16 protein-coding genes are annotated in these 14,234 nt (G+C 73.4%); 10 read left to right on the top strand and 6 right to left on the bottom strand.

All coding sequences use genetic code 11. The annotated features are described in order from the left end of the window. Nucleotides 1–59: 59 nt before the first annotated feature. The 3 genes from KKR89_RS03545 (at nt 60) to KKR89_RS03535 (ending at nt 2,400) form a co-directional block, all read left to right on the top strand. On the top strand, nt 60–1,673 hold the full coding sequence (locus KKR89_RS03545; protein ID WP_208197890.1) for a sodium-dependent transporter: 1,614 nt from the start codon (nt 60–62) through the stop codon (nt 1,671–1,673). Beyond that, on the top strand, nt 1,670–1,804 hold the full coding sequence (locus KKR89_RS03540) for a methionine/alanine import family NSS transporter small subunit (protein WP_208197889.1): 135 nt from the start codon (nt 1,670–1,672) through the stop codon (nt 1,802–1,804). The genes KKR89_RS03545 and KKR89_RS03540 overlap by 4 nt, the downstream gene beginning before the upstream one ends. A 134-nt stretch (nt 1,805–1,938) precedes the next feature. Continuing rightward, complete coding sequence (locus tag KKR89_RS03535; RefSeq protein ID WP_208197888.1) at nt 1,939–2,400, top strand: hypothetical protein; 462 nt, start codon at nt 1,939–1,941, stop codon at nt 2,398–2,400. Between the two features lie 7 nt (nt 2,401–2,407). Here KKR89_RS03535 and KKR89_RS03530 read toward each other — a convergent pair whose 3' ends face one another. From KKR89_RS03530 to urtA, 6 genes are all read right to left on the bottom strand, one after another. Beyond that, entirely contained in the window at nt 2,408–3,088 is a 681-nt protein-coding gene (locus KKR89_RS03530) for a GntR family transcriptional regulator (protein ID WP_208197887.1), read from the bottom strand. Nucleotides 3,089–3,154: 66 nt separating this feature from the next. Next, the gene (gene urtE / locus KKR89_RS03525; RefSeq protein ID WP_208197886.1) at nt 3,155–3,847 is read right to left on the bottom strand and encodes an urea ABC transporter ATP-binding subunit UrtE; all 693 of its coding nucleotides are present in this window, start codon (nt 3,845–3,847) and stop codon (nt 3,155–3,157) included. Beyond that, nucleotides 3,847–4,770 (bottom strand): urea ABC transporter ATP-binding protein UrtD, encoded by a 924-nt coding sequence (urtD, locus tag KKR89_RS03520; protein ID WP_208197885.1) that lies wholly within the window; start codon nt 4,768–4,770, stop codon nt 3,847–3,849. The genes urtE and urtD overlap by 1 nt, the downstream gene beginning before the upstream one ends. Continuing rightward, the gene (gene urtC, locus KKR89_RS03515; protein ID WP_208197884.1) at nt 4,767–5,978 is read right to left on the bottom strand and encodes an urea ABC transporter permease subunit UrtC; all 1,212 of its coding nucleotides are present in this window, start codon (nt 5,976–5,978) and stop codon (nt 4,767–4,769) included. The genes urtD and urtC overlap by 4 nt, the downstream gene beginning before the upstream one ends. Next, nucleotides 5,975–6,859 carry an urea ABC transporter permease subunit UrtB gene (urtB, locus tag KKR89_RS03510; RefSeq protein ID WP_208197883.1) on the bottom strand — a complete coding sequence of 295 codons (885 nt, stop codon included), beginning with the start codon at nt 6,857–6,859 and terminating at the stop codon, nt 5,975–5,977. Before urtB ends, urtC begins: the two co-directional genes overlap by 4 nt. 114 nt (nt 6,860–6,973) lie before the next feature. After that, the gene (gene urtA, locus KKR89_RS03505; RefSeq protein WP_243883433.1) at nt 6,974–8,260 is read right to left on the bottom strand and encodes an urea ABC transporter substrate-binding protein; all 1,287 of its coding nucleotides are present in this window, start codon (nt 8,258–8,260) and stop codon (nt 6,974–6,976) included. Nucleotides 8,261–8,481: 221 nt separating this feature from the next. On the opposite strand from urtA, the gene KKR89_RS03500 reads away from it, so the two are divergent. From KKR89_RS03500 to KKR89_RS03470, 7 genes are all read left to right on the top strand, one after another. After that, nucleotides 8,482–8,784: an urease subunit gamma gene (locus tag KKR89_RS03500; protein ID WP_013115945.1), complete on the top strand. Its 303-nt coding sequence runs from the start codon at nt 8,482–8,484 to the stop codon at nt 8,782–8,784. A 77-nt stretch (nt 8,785–8,861) separates the two neighbouring features. Next, complete coding sequence (gene ureB / locus KKR89_RS03495; protein ID WP_208197882.1) at nt 8,862–9,200, top strand: urease subunit beta; 339 nt, start codon at nt 8,862–8,864, stop codon at nt 9,198–9,200. Beyond that, complete coding sequence (locus KKR89_RS03490; RefSeq protein ID WP_208197881.1) at nt 9,200–10,903, top strand: urease subunit alpha; 1,704 nt, start codon at nt 9,200–9,202, stop codon at nt 10,901–10,903. Before ureB ends, KKR89_RS03490 begins: the two co-directional genes overlap by 1 nt. A 78-nt stretch (nt 10,904–10,981) precedes the next feature. Beyond that, nucleotides 10,982–11,767, top strand: a complete 786-nt coding sequence (locus tag KKR89_RS03485) for an urease accessory protein UreF (protein WP_251141000.1) — start codon at nt 10,982–10,984, stop codon at nt 11,765–11,767. Then, a complete protein-coding gene (ureG, locus tag KKR89_RS03480) occupies nt 11,760–12,584 on the top strand; it encodes an urease accessory protein UreG (RefSeq protein ID WP_208197880.1) in 825 nt (274 codons plus the stop codon). The genes KKR89_RS03485 and ureG overlap by 8 nt, the downstream gene beginning before the upstream one ends. Then, the gene (locus tag KKR89_RS03475) at nt 12,581–13,375 is read left to right on the top strand and encodes an urease accessory protein UreD (RefSeq protein WP_208197879.1); all 795 of its coding nucleotides are present in this window, start codon (nt 12,581–12,583) and stop codon (nt 13,373–13,375) included. Before ureG ends, KKR89_RS03475 begins: the two co-directional genes overlap by 4 nt. Before the next feature lie 55 nt (nt 13,376–13,430). After that, nucleotides 13,431–14,171 carry an urease accessory protein UreD gene (locus tag KKR89_RS03470; protein ID WP_208197878.1) on the top strand — a complete coding sequence of 247 codons (741 nt, stop codon included), beginning with the start codon at nt 13,431–13,433 and terminating at the stop codon, nt 14,169–14,171. Nucleotides 14,172–14,234: the final 63 nt, after the last annotated feature.

Genomic DNA, 14,234 nt, shown 5'->3' with positions numbered 1-14,234 from the left:
TATTGTCCGATACGCGGAGGACCACGCGGGCGGGGCGCGCGACGACGGCGGGGGGCAGCATGAGCACAACAGCGGGGGGTGCCGCCGCGCAGGCCGCGACGGAGCGTCGGCGGGGATCGTTCGGCTCCCGGCGCGTCTTCATCCTCGCGGCGATCGGCTCCGCGGTCGGGCTCGGCAACATCTGGCGGTTCCCGTACGTCGCCTACGAGAACGGTGGCGGCGCGTTCGTCGTGCCCTACCTCGTCGCGCTGCTCACCGCCGGCCTGCCGTTCCTGCTGCTGGACTACGCGATCGGGCACCGTCACCGCGGGTCCGCGCCCCTGTCCTTCGCGCGCCTGCGCCGCAGCACGGAGGGTCTCGGCTGGTGGCAGGTGGGCATCTGCTTCGTCATCGCCGTCTACTACGCGGCCGTGGTCGCGTGGGCGCTGCGCTACACCTTCTTCTCCCTCGACAAGGCCTGGGGCTCCGACCCCGAGGGCTTCTTCTTCGGGGAGTTCCTGCAGGCCGGCGACGTCCGCGTCACCACCGACGTGGTGCCCGGGGTGCTCGTGCCGCTCGCGGTCGTCTGGCTCGGCGTCCTGGTGATCATGGCCCTCGGCGTCCAGCGCGGGATCGGCGCGAGCTCCGTGGTCTTCATCCCGGTGCTGATCCTCGCGTTCGCCGCCCTCGTCGTGCAGGCGCTGCTCCTCCCGGGCGCGGCGGCCGGCCTCGACGCCCTCTTCACACCGGACTGGTCGGCGCTCACCTCGGCATCCGTGTGGGCCGCCGCGTTCGGCCAGATCTTCTTCTCGCTGTCGATCGGCTTCGGCATCATGATCACCTACGCGTCGTACGTGGGCCGCCGCGAGGACATGGTGGGCTCGGGGTTCGTCGTGGGCTTCGCGAACTCCAGCTTCGAGCTGCTCGCCGGCATCGGCGTGTTCGCCGCCCTCGGCTTCATGGCCCAGGCCAACGGGGTCGCGGTCGCCGACGTCGCCAGCAGCGGCATCGGCCTGGCGTTCATCGCGTTCCCGACGATCATCAGCGAGGCCCCGGCCGGCGCCCTCATCGGCGTCCTGTTCTTCGCGTCCCTCGTCATCGCCGGGATCACGTCGCTCGTCAGCGTCATCGAGGTGGTCATCTCCGCCGTCCGCGACAAGTTCGACACCCGACGCCTCACCGCGACCCTCGTGGTCGTCGTGCCGTGCGCCCTGCTGAGCCTGGCCCTGTTCAGCACGACCAGCGGCATCTACGTCCTCGACGTCGTCGACCACTTCGTCAACCAGTACGGCATCCTCGTGGTGGCGCTGGTCAGCATGCTGGTCGTCGCGTGGGCGCTGCGGGCCCTGCCCGCCCTCGGCGCGCACCTCAACGTCCACGGTCGCCCGCGCGTGGGTCGCACGTGGCGCGTCCTGACGAGCGTCGTCGCCCCGGTGGGCCTGACCGTCGTGCTCGTCTTCGCGCTCCGCGACGACCTCGGCGCTCCGTACGAGGACTACCCCGGCTGGTTGCTCATGGTGTTCGGCTGGCTCATGGTCGTCCTGCTGCCGGTCGTCGGCTTCCTGCTCGCCCGGATGCCGTGGCGGGCCGGGACCCACCTGGACGGGCCACCACCGGGCTCCGACCCCGCGGCACCCGCCACGGACCCGGCCCCCGGACCCGGCGTCACGCACGACGAGGGAGACCACCGATGAGCGCGAGCGCGATCGTGATGATGCTGGTGGCGATGGTCGTGATCTGGGGCGGCCTGGCCCTGGCGATCGTCAGCCTGGTGCGGCACGGCGCGGTCGAGGACCGCGACGAGGGCGTGCGTCGCGACCTCTGAGCCTTGCGCCTCCCGCGCCGGTCACGGGGCAGCGCGCTGTTTCACCCCTGCGGCGCGACGCGGACGGCGCGAGGTGGCCCGACGGGCGTCTAGGTTGGCGGCTCCAGCCGTCCGACCCGGAGGACCCCCTCTCCATGCCCCGCCCCCGCCTCGTCACCGCCCTCGTCGTCACGGTCGCGCTCACCGTCCTGCTCGGCGGGTGCAACGCCGCCCGAGACCAGTTCTCCGGTCCTCCGGTCGACGAGAACGGCGTCCCCATCAGCCGACTGGTCATCGACGCCCTGGGCGAGGCGCTGCCGGACGCCGTCGACGTGACCCCGCGCTCCGGGCTGGACGGGTTCGCCTACCGGATGAAGATGACCGTCACGTGGCCCGACGAGCAGGTGCTGGACGCGGACCACGTGGCCGCGGGTGCTCGGGCAATCTGCGAGCACCTGGCGGGCTACGACTACGTGGACTACGGCTTCTTCCGGTCGGGCGAGGGCCGTCGCGTCGACCTCACCGAGCTGTGGCCCAGCGCGTTCCCCGGGGTCGGGTTCCTCGACGGCACCACGGTCACGTTCGTCGAGGAGGACTGCTCGGCCATCCTCGACTGACCGCGCCTCAGCCCGCGACCGCCATGCGCGCCATCGCGTGCGACGCGCGCTCCATGACGACCTCGAGCGACTCCCCCACGTGCTTGTGCAGCGCCGTGAGCGCGTCGCCCAGGCGGTCGTCGAGCACGAGGTCGAGGATCTCGATGTGCTCCGCGATGGTCGCGGTGATGCGCTCGTCCTCGATGAAGTCGTGCATGCGGACGGCGCGGATCTTCTGGTTCACGGTGACCAGGGCGTCGGTGAGCTGCGCGTTGCCCGACGCCTGCGACAGCGCACGGTGGAAGCCCTCGTCCAGGACCACGAAGCTCGGGTCCGGGTCGGGGACGGCGTCGCGCAGCTCCTGCCAGCGCGCCAGCTCGGCGCCCAGCAGGTCCCGGTCGTGCCGGATCTGCGCGTTCTCGATGGCGCGGGCGATGCCGCGCAGCTCGAGGGTGATGCGCAGCTCGTACAGGTCCTTCAGCGCCGCGAGCGACGGCACGACGACCGCGTAGCCGAAGTCGGTGCGCTCGACGAGCCCGTCGGATAGCAGCCGGGACAGCGCCTCGCGCACCGGGGTGCGGGACACCTCGAACGTCCGGGACAGCTTCGGCTCGGTGAGCCGCTCGCGCGGGGACACCCGGCCGTTGAGGATCTCGTCGCGCAGCTGCTGGTACACCTGCTCGCGCAACGACCCGCTGGTCATGCTCATGACGTCAGCCCTCCGCCCCCTCGGCCCCCGGGGTCCACACCCCGGGGGCCACCCGCACGATGCCGCTCAGAGGGCCATCGCGGCACGCACGTCACCCTCCTGGGCCACGCCTCCCACACCGTCGGCCGTCACCCGCCCGGACTCCAGGACGTAGTAGCGCGAGCACGCCGCGAGCGCGAAGCCCACGTGCTGCTCGACCAGCAGCACCGACAGCCCGTCCCCCGCGAGCTGCACGATCGCGTCCTCGATCTCGGCGACGACCGACGGCTGGATGCCCTCGGTCGGCTCGTCGAGGACGATCACGCGCGGCCCGGTGATGAGCGCGCGCGCGATCGCGAGCTGCTGGCGCTGCCCGCCGGACAGCAGCCCCGCCCGCCGCCCCAGCAGCTCGCGCAGCGCGGGGAACAGGTCGAGCGCCTCGTCGAGCCGCCGAGCCCCCGCCGACCCGGCGACGTCGGCCACGAGCTGCAGGTTCTCCCGTGCGGTGAGCTGGCCGAACGACTGCTGCCCCTGCGGGACGTACGCGAGCCCGGCGCGCACCCGCTGGTGCGGGCGCCACCGCGTGACGTCCTGGCCGCCGAGCAGCACCGTGCCCGACCGCACGGGCAGCAGCCCGACCGCGGCCCGCAGCAGCGTCGTCTTGCCCGCACCGTTGTGGCCCATGACGGCGACGACCGCGCCGTCCGGCACCTCGACGTCGACCCCGTGGACGACCGACGTGCGGCCGTACCCGACGTGGACCCCGCGCAGCTCCAGCATCACTCCACCTCCGTGCTCGCGGCGGGTGCGGCGCCCGGGTGGGACGTCGTGCCATCCGTCTGCGCCGCCGCGCCTCGCCCGCGCCCGTGCGCCCCCGACCCCAGGTACACCTCGACGACCCGCGGGTCGGCCTGCACCTGCGCGACCGTGCCCTCCGAGAGCACGCGCCCCTGGTGGAGCACCGTGACGGACGACGCGAACGAGCGCAGGAACTCCATGTCGTGCTCGACGACGACGACCGTGCGCTGCTCGCCGATGCGCTGCAGCAGCAGGCCCGTCTCCTCGCGCTCGGCCTGGCTCATGCCGGCGACGGGCTCGTCGAGCAGGAGCAGGCGCGCGTCCTGGACCAGGAGCATGCCGATCTCGAGCCACTGCTTCTGCCCGTGCGCGAGGACGCCCGCGGGCAGGTCGCGCACGTGCGTCAGGCCGACGGTCTCGAGCGCCGCCTCGACCTCGGGCGGCACGACCTGCCGGCGCCGCAGCATCGTCCACGGCCGGCGGCCCGCACCGGCGGCGATGTCGAGGTTCTGCAGGACCGTGAGCTCGTCGAAGACGCTCGCGGTCTGGAACGTCCGCCCGACGCCCGCGCGCACGACCTTGTGGGACGCCCGCCCGAGCAGCTCGACGCCGCCGAACTGCACCGACCCGGTCGCGGGCGCCAGGCCCGTGATCGCGTCGACGATGGTCGTCTTGCCCGCGCCGTTGGGACCGATGAGGAACCGCAGGTCCCCCTGCGTCACGGTCAGGTCCACGCCGTCGACCGCGACGAAGCCGTCGAACACGACACGCAGGTCGCGGATCTCCAGGTAGTCGTGGCGGAAGCGCTCACCGGGGGCGGCGAGCACCGCCTCGAGGGCCTCGGGGTCCAGGCTGCCCGTGGCGTCCGGCGGGACGACGGGCCCGGTGTCGGTGTGCTCGCTCATGCGTGCCTCCCTGCGGTGCGGGCCGCGTCGGCGGCGTGCTGCGCGTCGTCGTCGTCGTCGGGCGGTGCATCGGCCACGGCCGACGTGCCGGCGCCCGCGGGCGGGTCGGACGGGGCGTCCTGCGACGTCCCCCGACGCCGCCGCCACAGGCCGCCGAGGGACGCGAAGCCCTGCGGCAGGAACGCGACGACGAGGATGAACAGCGCGCCCTGGAAGTAGGTCCAGAACGAGGGGAACTGCTCGGAGAGCCCGGTCTCGGCCCAGGACACCGCGACGGCGCCCAGGACGGGGCCGAGCAGCGTGGCGCGCCCGCCGATGGCGACGCCCACGAGGAACCCGATGGACGGGATGACGCCCACGTCGGCCGGCGAGATGATGCCGACGACCGGTGCGAACAGGGCCCCGCCGATGCCCGCGAAGCACGCGGCGATCGCGTACGCGACGACCTTGACGTTCGCCGGGTCGTACCCGAGGAACCGCACGCGGTTCTCCTGGTCACGCACCGCGACCAGGAGCTCGCCGTAGCGCGAGCCCATGAGCAGCCGCACGGTGACGACCATCGCGATGAGCACGCCCGCGGCGATGAAGTAGAGCATCCGCTTGTTGACCGGGTCGGCCAGGTCGTACCCGAAGAACGACCGGAACCCGTTGAGGCCGTTGGTGCCGCCCGTGACCTTCTGCTGGCCGACCAGCAGGATCGCGAACGCGGCCGCGAGCGCCTGCGACAGGATCGCGAAGTACGCACCCCGCACGCGGCGGCGGAACACCGCGAGCCCCAGCAGCGCGGCGATGCCGGCGGGCAGCACGAGGATCGCGAGGATCGTGACGACCGGGCTGCGCAGCGGCTCCCACCAGCCCGGCACGACGCCGTCGCCGTACAGCAGCAGGAAGTCGGGGACGCCACCGGGGCCCGCGTCGGACAGCTTCATGTGCATCGCCATGAGGTAGCCGCCGATGCCGAAGAACACGCCCTGCCCGAGCACGAGCATGCCGCCGCGCCCCCAGGCCAGGCCGATCCCGACGGCGACCATCGCGAGGCACAGGAACTTCGCGAGCAGGTTGAGCCGGAAGTCCGACAGGAGCGCGGGCGCCAGGCCGAAGAGCACGACCGCGGCGACCGCGACGCCCGCCCACACGCGCAGCGCGGGACGCCGCCACCACGGGGCGGGCGTGTCCGTGCCCGTGCCGGTGCCGGTCGCCGCGCTCATGCCAGGCTCCGCGTGCGGACCGAGACCAGGCCCTGCGGCCGGACCTGCAGGAACGCGACGATGACGACGAACAGCAGGACCTTGGCCAGGCTCGCGGTCGTCGAGTACTCGAACGTGGCCTGCAGGATCCCGAGCGAGAACGCCGCGATGACGGCGCCCTTGAGCTGGCCGATGCCGCCGACGACGACCACGAGGAACGCGTCGACGATGTAGTTGGTGCCGAGCGTCGGGCCGATCGACCCGAGCAGCGTCAGCGCGACGCCGGCGACCCCGGCCACGCCCGAGCCGACGAAGAACGTGAGGCGGTCGGTGGCGCGCGTCGAGACGCCGGAGGTCTCCGCGAGGTCGCGGTTCTGCACGGTCGCGCGGATGCGGCGGCCCAGCGACGTCATCTTCAGGACGAGGGCCAGCACGACCACGCACGCGATCGCGAGACCCAGGATGAACAGCCGCGTCTTCGGCAGGTTCATGCCGAGGAACGGCACGGCCCCCGACAGCCACGCCGGGGCGCGCACGTCGACGTTGGGGGCGCCGAACACGTCCCGCGCCAGCTGCTGCAGCACCAGCGCGACGCCGAAGGTCACGAGCAGCGTGTCCAACGGCCTTCGGTACATCCGGGAGATCAGCGTGACCTCCAGGAGCAGACCCAGCAGCCCACCCACGACGAACCCGACGGGCAGCGCGACGAGCAGCGAGACCCCCGCGTCGGGGATGAACGCCTGCAGGACGAAGGCCGTGTACGCGCCGGCCATCATGAACTCGCCGTGCGCCATGTTGATGACGCCCATCTGACCGAACGTCAGGGCCAGGCCGAGCGCCGCGAGCAGCAGCACCGAGCCGAGGCTCAGGCCCGCGAAGAGCTGGGAGAACAGGGCGTCCATGCGGCGCCGCCTTCCGTGTGTGGTCGACGCACCCGCCGGGGCGGTGGCCCGGTCCGGTGGAGGTCGGACCGGGCCACCGCGCTCAGGGGTGCGTGCTGGCGTGCAGGACGCGGGTCAGGACAGGCCCTCGGCCCAGTCGTAGCCCTCGAGGAACGGGTCCGGCTCGATCGGGCCGTCCGACTCCCAGACGGAGTAGATGAGGCCGTCGGGCCCGATCTCCCCGATGTACGCCGTCTTGGCGATGTGGTGGTTGTCGCCGTTCACCGTGACGGTGCCCTCGGGGGCGTCGAACGACACGCCGTCCGCAGCCTCCTGGATGTCCGCGACCGCGAAGGACTCGGCCTTCTCGACCATGCCCTTCCACAGGTACAGGGACGTGTACGCCGCCTCCATCGGGTCGGACGTCGGACGGTCGTCGCCGTACTTGTCCTTGAACGCCGCGACGAACGTCGTGTTCTCGGGCGACTCGACCGTCTGGTAGTAGTTCCACGCGGTGAGCTGGCCGACGATGTTGTCGACGCCGATGCCCCCGACCTCCTCCTCGGCGATCGACACCGAGACCACGGGGGTCGCGTCCACCGTCAGGCCGACGTTCTTGTACTCCTTGAAGAACGCGACGTTGGAGTCACCGTTGAGGGTGTTGAACACCGCGTCCGCGCCGGACGACTTGAGCTTGTTGACGATGGTGGCGAAGTCGGTGTGCCCGAGCGGCGCGTACTCCTCGCCCACGATCTCGATGCCGTTCGCCTCGGCGTAGGCGTTGATGATCTTGTTCGCCGTGCGCGGGAAGACGTAGTCCGACCCGACGAGGAAGACCTTCTTCTTCCCCTGCTCCTTGAGGTAGTCCATGCCGGGGATGATCTGCTGGTTCGTCGTCGCGCCGGTGTAGAAGATGTTCTTCGACGCCTCGAGGCCCTCGTACTGCACGGGGTAGAACAGCAGCGAGTTCTTGGACTCGAAGACGGGCAGCATCGCCTTGCGCGACGAGGACGTCCACCCGCCGAAGACCGCGGCGACGCAGTCGGACGAGATCAGCTTGTCGGCCTTCTCGGCGAACACGGTGGGCTCGGACGCGCCGTCCTCGGCCACGATCTCCAGCTGCTTGCCGAGCACGCCGCCGGCGGCGTTGATCTCCTCGGCCGCGAGGTCGAGGGAGTCACGGACCGTCTGCTCGGAGATGGCCATCGTGCCGGACAGCGAGTTGAGGAACCCGATCTTCACGGTGTCCCCGGACGTGTCCACGCAGGAGGCTCCGCCGGACGCGGAGGCGGTGCCGTCCGCGGCGTCGGCCGTGCGCGCACCGCCGCACGCCGAGAGCGACAGGGCGGCCGCGAGCGCGGCGGCCGACAGGGCGAGCGCGCGCTTCCGGGTCGTCCGCAGGGGGAAGGTGTGTGTGGTCAACGGTGTGCCTTTCGCTTCAGACGTGCTGGCGAGGGTGCTGGTCCGGGCCCCGACCCACCGCGTGCCACCGCGCTGTGTCCCGCGGCGTATACAGGCCGGTGCCCATGGCCGAGGACGCTAGGGAGGACGTGTTTCGCGGATCGCACACCCTCTGTAAACATCGCGTTTCGGCCGTATACAGGCGCGGATACGCACGTGTCGACGGGCCTAGGGTGCCGTCCATGAGGCTCACACCTGCCGACACCGAGAAGCTGCTGCTGGCCGTCGCCGGCATGGTCGCCCGCGACCGGCTGGCCCGTGGCGTGCGGCTCAACCACCCGGAGGCGGTCGCGCTGCTGAGCACCTGGGTGCTCGAGCGCGCCCGCGACGGGCTCGGCGTCGAGCAGCTCATGACCGACGGCCGCTCGGTGCTGCGCCGCGACCAGGTCATGGAGGGCGTCGCCGAGATGCTGCACGACGTGCAGGTCGAGGCGACGTTCCCCGACGGCCGCAAGCTCGTGACGCTGCACGACCCGATCGCCTGACCGCGAGGTAGCGGGATCGGGGCCTCGGTGGCCCGGATCCCGCTACCTCACCAGACCGACCCCCCGGAGGAAGACCCATGGCAGGCACGTCCGCCGACGGCCCCGGCGCGGTGCGCACCCGCCCGGGCACCGTCGTGCTCAACGGCGACCGCACCGCCGGCGAGCGCCTCACGCTCGTCGTCGAGAACACCGGGGACCGCCCCGTGCAGATCGGGTCGCACCTGCACCTGCCCGACGCCAACGCGGCGCTCGCGTTCGACCGCGCCGCCGCGCACGGGTTCCGGCTCGACGTGCCGTCCGGCACGTCGCAGCGCTTCGAGCCCGGCGCCTCGCGCTCGGTCGACGCGGTCGCGATCCGGGGCGCCCGCCGCGTGCCGGGCATCCAGCGCGGCAAGTCCGACGGGGGTGCGCTCTAGTGGTCGAGATCTCCCGCGCGCGGTACGCCGCGCTCTACGGCCCGACGACGGGCGACCAGGTACGCCTCGGTGACACCGACCTGTGGATCGAGGTCGAGCGCGACCTGACCGTCGGGGGCGAGGAGGCCGTGTTCGGCGGCGGCAAGTCGATCCGCGAGTCCATGGCGCAAGGGACGACGACCCGGGCGCAGGGCGCCCCGGACACCGTCGTCACCAACGCGCTCGTGCTCGACTGGTGGGGCGTCGTCAAGGCCGACGTCGGCATCCGCGACGGGCGCATCGTGGCCCTGGGCCGCGCCGGCAACCCCGACGTGGCGGACGGCGTGCACCCGGACCTGCGCATCGGGCCGTCGACCGACGTCATCAGCGGCGAGGGGCGCATCCTCACCGCGGGCGGCATCGACGTGCACGTGCACTTCCTGTCCCCGTCGCAGGTGCACGAGGCCCTCGCGACGGGCCTGACGACGCTCGCGGGCGGCGGGACGGGACCGTCCGAGGGGTCCAAGGCGACCACCGTGACGCCCGGCGCGTGGCACCTGCGCGCGCTGCACCGCGCGCTCGACACGGCTCCGGTCAACCTGCTGCTGCTGGGCAAGGGCAACACCGTCAGCGCGGAGGGGCTGGCCGAGCAGGCACTCGCCGGGGCCGGCGGCTACAAGGTGCACGAGGACTGGGGCTCCACGCCCGCCGCGATCGACGCCGCGCTGCGCGCCGCCGACGACTGGGGCCTGCAGGTCGCGCTGCACTCCGACTCGCTCAACGAGGCCGGGTTCGTCGAGTCGACGGTCGGGGCCATCGCGGGCCGCTCGATCCACGCGTTCCACGCCGAGGGCGCCGGGGGCGGGCACGCGCCGGACATCCTCACGGTCGCGTCGCTGCCGCACGTCATCCCGGGCTCCACGAACCCGACGCTCCCCCACACCGTCAACACCGTGGCCGAGCACCTCGACATGCTCATGGTCTGCCACCACCTCAACCCGGCGGTCCCGGAGGACCTCGCGTTCGCCGAGTCCCGCATCCGCGCCACGACGATCGCGGCCGAGGACGTCCTGCACGACATGGGGGCGCTGTCCATCACGTCGTCGGACGCGCAGGCGATGGGCCGCATCGGCGAGGTCATCACGCGCACGTGGCAGGTCGCGCACGTCATGAAGCACCGCCGCGGGCCGCTGTCGTCGGCGCAGCCCGCCGACAACGAGCGCGCCCGCCGGTACGTCGCGAAGTACACGATCAACCCGGCCGTCGCGCACGGCATCGACCACGTCGTCGGGTCGGTCGAGGTCGGCAAGCTCGCGGACCTCGTGCTGTGGGACCCGCGGTTCTTCGGCGTCCGCCCGGACGTCGTCGTCAAGGGCGGGGCGATCGCGTGGGCCGCGCTGGGCGACCCGAACGCGTCGATCCCGACGCCGCAGCCGGTGCTGATGCGTCCCTCGTTCGCCGACGCGACAGGGGCGGACGTGTCCGTGTCGTTCGTCGCGCCGGCCGCGCTCGAGGACGGCCTGGCCGACCGCCTCGGCCTGCGACGCCGCCTGGAGGCCGTGCGGCCCACACGGGACGTCGGGAAGGCGCAGATGGTCAACAACGACGTCCTGCCGCGCATCGAGGTGGACCCGGAGACGTTCACCATCCGCATCGACGGCGACGTGGTCGAGCCCGCACCGGCCGACGTCCTGCCGCTCGCGCAGCTGTACTCCCTGTTCTAGCCCCGTGAGAGCGGGCTTCCGGGGCGTCCGAGCCCCGGATCCCTCGCTCTCACGGCTGACCGAGTGTCGGAGGTGGACGTGACGGACGTCGTCGGCGGGCGTGGGGGCGGTGAGGCGAGCGCGCTGCTCGTGCTCGCGATGCTCGCCGACGCGCGCCTGCCCACGGGCGCGCACGCCCACTCGGCCGGCCTGGAACCCGCGGTCCAGGCCGGCCTCCTCACCGCCCACGCCACCCCGCCCGCGAGAGAGCGATCCACCCACCGCGCCGGCGACCGGATCGCTCTGTCACCACCCAGGGGTGGTGAGGACGTCGGGAGGATCCCGACGCTCGCGGCGACGCGGCTGCGGACGGTGACCGCGACCGAGGCCGGTGCGGCCGTCGTCGCGCGCCACCTGTGGCTGGACCGGCGCGACCTCGCGCCCGTCGAGCAGGCGTGGGCGGCGCGGACGCCCAGCCCCGCGGTGCGCGACGCGGCCCGGCGCCTGGGCCGCGGCTACCTGCGGCTCGCGCTCGCGCTGTGGCCCGACGACCTCGACGGCGCGTTCCCGGCCGGCTCGGCGCCCCCGCGGCCGCTCGTCGCCGGTGCGATCGGCGCGGTCACGGGCCTCGACGCGCTCCAGGTCGCGCTGCTCGTCGGCTACGACGACGTGCAGACCATCGCGTCCGCCGCGCTCAAGCTCACGCCGCTGGACCCCGCGACGACGACGCGCTGGGTGCTCGACCTGCACCCGGCCGTGGCGGCCATGGCGGCCGACGTCGCCCACCTGACCGACCCGGACGACATCCCGTCGGCCGGGGCACCGATGACCGACGCGTGGGCGCAGACCCACGCCCGCACCACCCGGAGGCTGTTCCATGGCTGAGACCACCGTCCCCGCACGAGCCTTCAGGCTCGGTGTCGCGGGCCCCGTCGGCACGGGCAAGACGTCGCTCATCGCGCTGCTGTGCCGCGAGCTCGCCGACGAGATCGAGATGGGCGTCGTCACCAACGACATCTACACCGACGAGGACGCGCAGATCCTGCGGGCGGCGGGCGTCCTGGAGATCGACCGCATCCGAGCCGTCGAGACCGGCGCGTGCCCGCACACCGCGATCCGCGACGACGTCACCCCCAACCTCATCGCGGTCGAGGACCTCGAGCGCGACCACGGCCCGCTCGACCTCGTGCTCGTCGAGTCCGGCGGGGACAACCTCACCGCCACGTTCTCCCCCGCGCTCGTCGACGCGCAGATCTTCGTCCTCGACGTCGCCGGCGGCGGCGACGTCGCGCGCAAGGGCGGCCCGGGCATCGCGCGCGCCGACCTGCTGGTCGTCAACAAGACCGACCTCGCGCCCTACGTGGACGTCGACGTCGAGCGCATGCTGTCCGACGCGTCCGCGGCGCGCGACGGCGGGCCCGTGATCGGGCTGTCGCGGCACGACCCGGCGTCCGTCGACGCGCTCACCGACTGGGTGCGACGCATGACGGCCCTCGTTCGCGGCGGGGGCCACACCCCCGTCGACCCCGGCCCGATGGCGCCCCACAGCCACGCCGACGAGGACGGCCACGTCACCGTCCACAGCCACGGCACGGCGGGTCACGACGACGCGGACCACCCGCACGAGCGGATGTCCCACACGCACGCGCACCCGCACGAGCGCCACCCGCACGCGCTCGCGCACGAGCGCCCGGCGGTGTGAGCACGTCCGGGGGGACGGCCGGCAGGACCCGTGCGTCGGTCACGCGGGCACGCGGCGGCCGGCCGCGCGTGGACCTCGTCGGCGGTCTGCTGACGTGCCGGCGGCTGCCGGACGAGGAGGGGACGGTCCGGGTCGCGCTCGTCGCGACGCAGGCCCTGCTGCTCGCGGGCGACGACGTGCGGATCACGGTGGAGGTCGACGAGGGCCTGGCGCTCGAGGTCGTCGAGGTCGGCGGCACCGTGGCGTACGACATGCAGGGCGGTGCGGCGACCTGGGCGGTCGACGTGCACCTCGGCGCCGGGGCGCTGCTGGTCTGGGACGCGCTGCCGTTCGTCGTGGCCACCGGCGCCGACGTGCAGCGCACGAGCCGCCTCGCACTGGGCGAGGGGGCGCGTGCGGTGCTCCGCGAGACGTTCGTGCTCGGCCGCACGGGCGAGTCCGGCGGGCACCTGACCACGACGACCCGTGCGGACCTGGCCGGGCGACCGCTCCTCGTCGAGACCCTGACCGTCGACCCGGCCGCGCGCGCCGACCCGGCCCTGCTGGGCGGCGCCCGGTGCCTGGACACGGTCACGGTCCTGGGCGCCCGGTACGACGCCGACGCGCCGGCCGGTGGTGACGTGCTGCAGCTCGACGGGCCCGGCACGCTGGTCCGCACGTTCGGCTCGGACGCCCACACGGGCGACCTCGCCGCGGCGGTCACGCACGCGCGCCGGGCGGCCGCCACCGCCGCCCGCCCGGCCGTGGCCGCAGCGGCCCGGCCCGTTGGCGCCGTCCCCGCGGTTCGGTGAGGATGGCCCCGTGCCTGCCCGCCCACGCGGAGGTCGGCGGCACGAGCACACGGGGGTGGACGTCCTGCAGGTCATGACCGAGGAGCACGCGCCGGGCACGACGGGGACGACGTGCACGCGCGTCGCCCTCACCGCCGACGGCGACCTGGAGGTGGCGGGCGAGGCACTCGAGGCCTGCCGCCTGCCCGACGAGCGCGGCCGGGTGCGCGTCGCTCTGGTCTCCGCGGGTTGCGCAGAGCGCAACGGGCGGATCGAGGTCGAGGTCGCACCCGGTCGCGGGCTGGAGATCGTCGAGGTCACCGGCACCGGGACCCACGACGTGCGACGCACGCGCACGCAGTGGCTGCTCGACGTGCGGCTCGGACGCGACGCGGTGCTGGTGTGGCCGAGCCTGCCGATCGTCGTCGCCGACGGTGCCGACGTCCTGCGGCTGACGCACGTCGACCTCGCGACGGGCGCACGCGTCGTGCTGCGCGAGACGCTGGTGCTGGGTGGCGCGGGCGCGGCGGGGGGTCGCATCCGCTCGACGATCCGCGCACGCCTGGACGACCGGCCGCTGCTCGCCGAGACGTTCGTCGCCGAACCGGCGCCGCTCCTGGTCGGGGCACCGGCCGAACGACGCCTGGAGACCCTGCTCGTCCTGGGCGCACGCCTCGACCACCCCGAGGCCATGCAGCTCGAGCGCGAGGGCACGATGCTGCGCGGCCCGGCGGCCCGCGTCCACGACGGTGACCTCGCCGCGCTCGTCCCGGCGGCCGGCCGGGCCACAGGCGCCCTGGTCCGTCCCGCGTCCTAGCGAGCCCGCCCGGGAGGGGGCCGGACGAGGGACCAGGCCACCTGCAGCCAGGTGGCCGCAGCG

Origin of the sequence: Cellulomonas dongxiuzhuiae (assembly GCF_018623035.1) — a bacterium.
In the GTDB taxonomy this organism is placed as follows: Bacteria; Actinomycetota; Actinomycetes; order Actinomycetales; family Cellulomonadaceae; genus Cellulomonas; species Cellulomonas dongxiuzhuiae.
Note: the sequence above shows the minus strand (reverse complement) of the source record. Positions and strands in the feature narration are given on the sequence as shown.

Bases quoted from the DNA above. Each gene is read 5' to 3' on its own strand.
- KKR89_RS03545 (WP_208197890.1), top strand. From the start codon at position 60: ATGAGCACAACAGCGGGGGGTGCCGCCGCGCAGGCCGCGACGGAGCGT.
- KKR89_RS03540 (WP_208197889.1), top strand. From the start codon at position 1,670: ATGAGCGCGAGCGCGATCGTGATGATGCTGGTGGCGATGGTCGTGATC.
- KKR89_RS03535 (WP_208197888.1), top strand. From the start codon at position 1,939: ATGCCCCGCCCCCGCCTCGTCACCGCCCTCGTCGTCACGGTCGCGCTC.
- KKR89_RS03530 (WP_208197887.1), bottom strand. From the start codon at position 3,088: ATGAGCATGACCAGCGGGTCGTTGCGCGAGCAGGTGTACCAGCAGCTG.
- urtE (WP_208197886.1), bottom strand. From the start codon at position 3,847: ATGCTGGAGCTGCGCGGGGTCCACGTCGGGTACGGCCGCACGTCGGTC.
- urtD (WP_208197885.1), bottom strand. From the start codon at position 4,770: ATGAGCGAGCACACCGACACCGGGCCCGTCGTCCCGCCGGACGCCACG.
- urtC (WP_208197884.1), bottom strand. From the start codon at position 5,978: ATGAGCGCGGCGACCGGCACCGGCACGGGCACGGACACGCCCGCCCCG.
- urtB (WP_208197883.1), bottom strand. From the start codon at position 6,859: ATGGACGCCCTGTTCTCCCAGCTCTTCGCGGGCCTGAGCCTCGGCTCG.
- KKR89_RS03500 (WP_013115945.1), top strand. From the start codon at position 8,482: ATGAGGCTCACACCTGCCGACACCGAGAAGCTGCTGCTGGCCGTCGCC.
- ureB (WP_208197882.1), top strand. From the start codon at position 8,862: ATGGCAGGCACGTCCGCCGACGGCCCCGGCGCGGTGCGCACCCGCCCG.
- ureG (WP_208197880.1), top strand. From the start codon at position 11,760: ATGGCTGAGACCACCGTCCCCGCACGAGCCTTCAGGCTCGGTGTCGCG.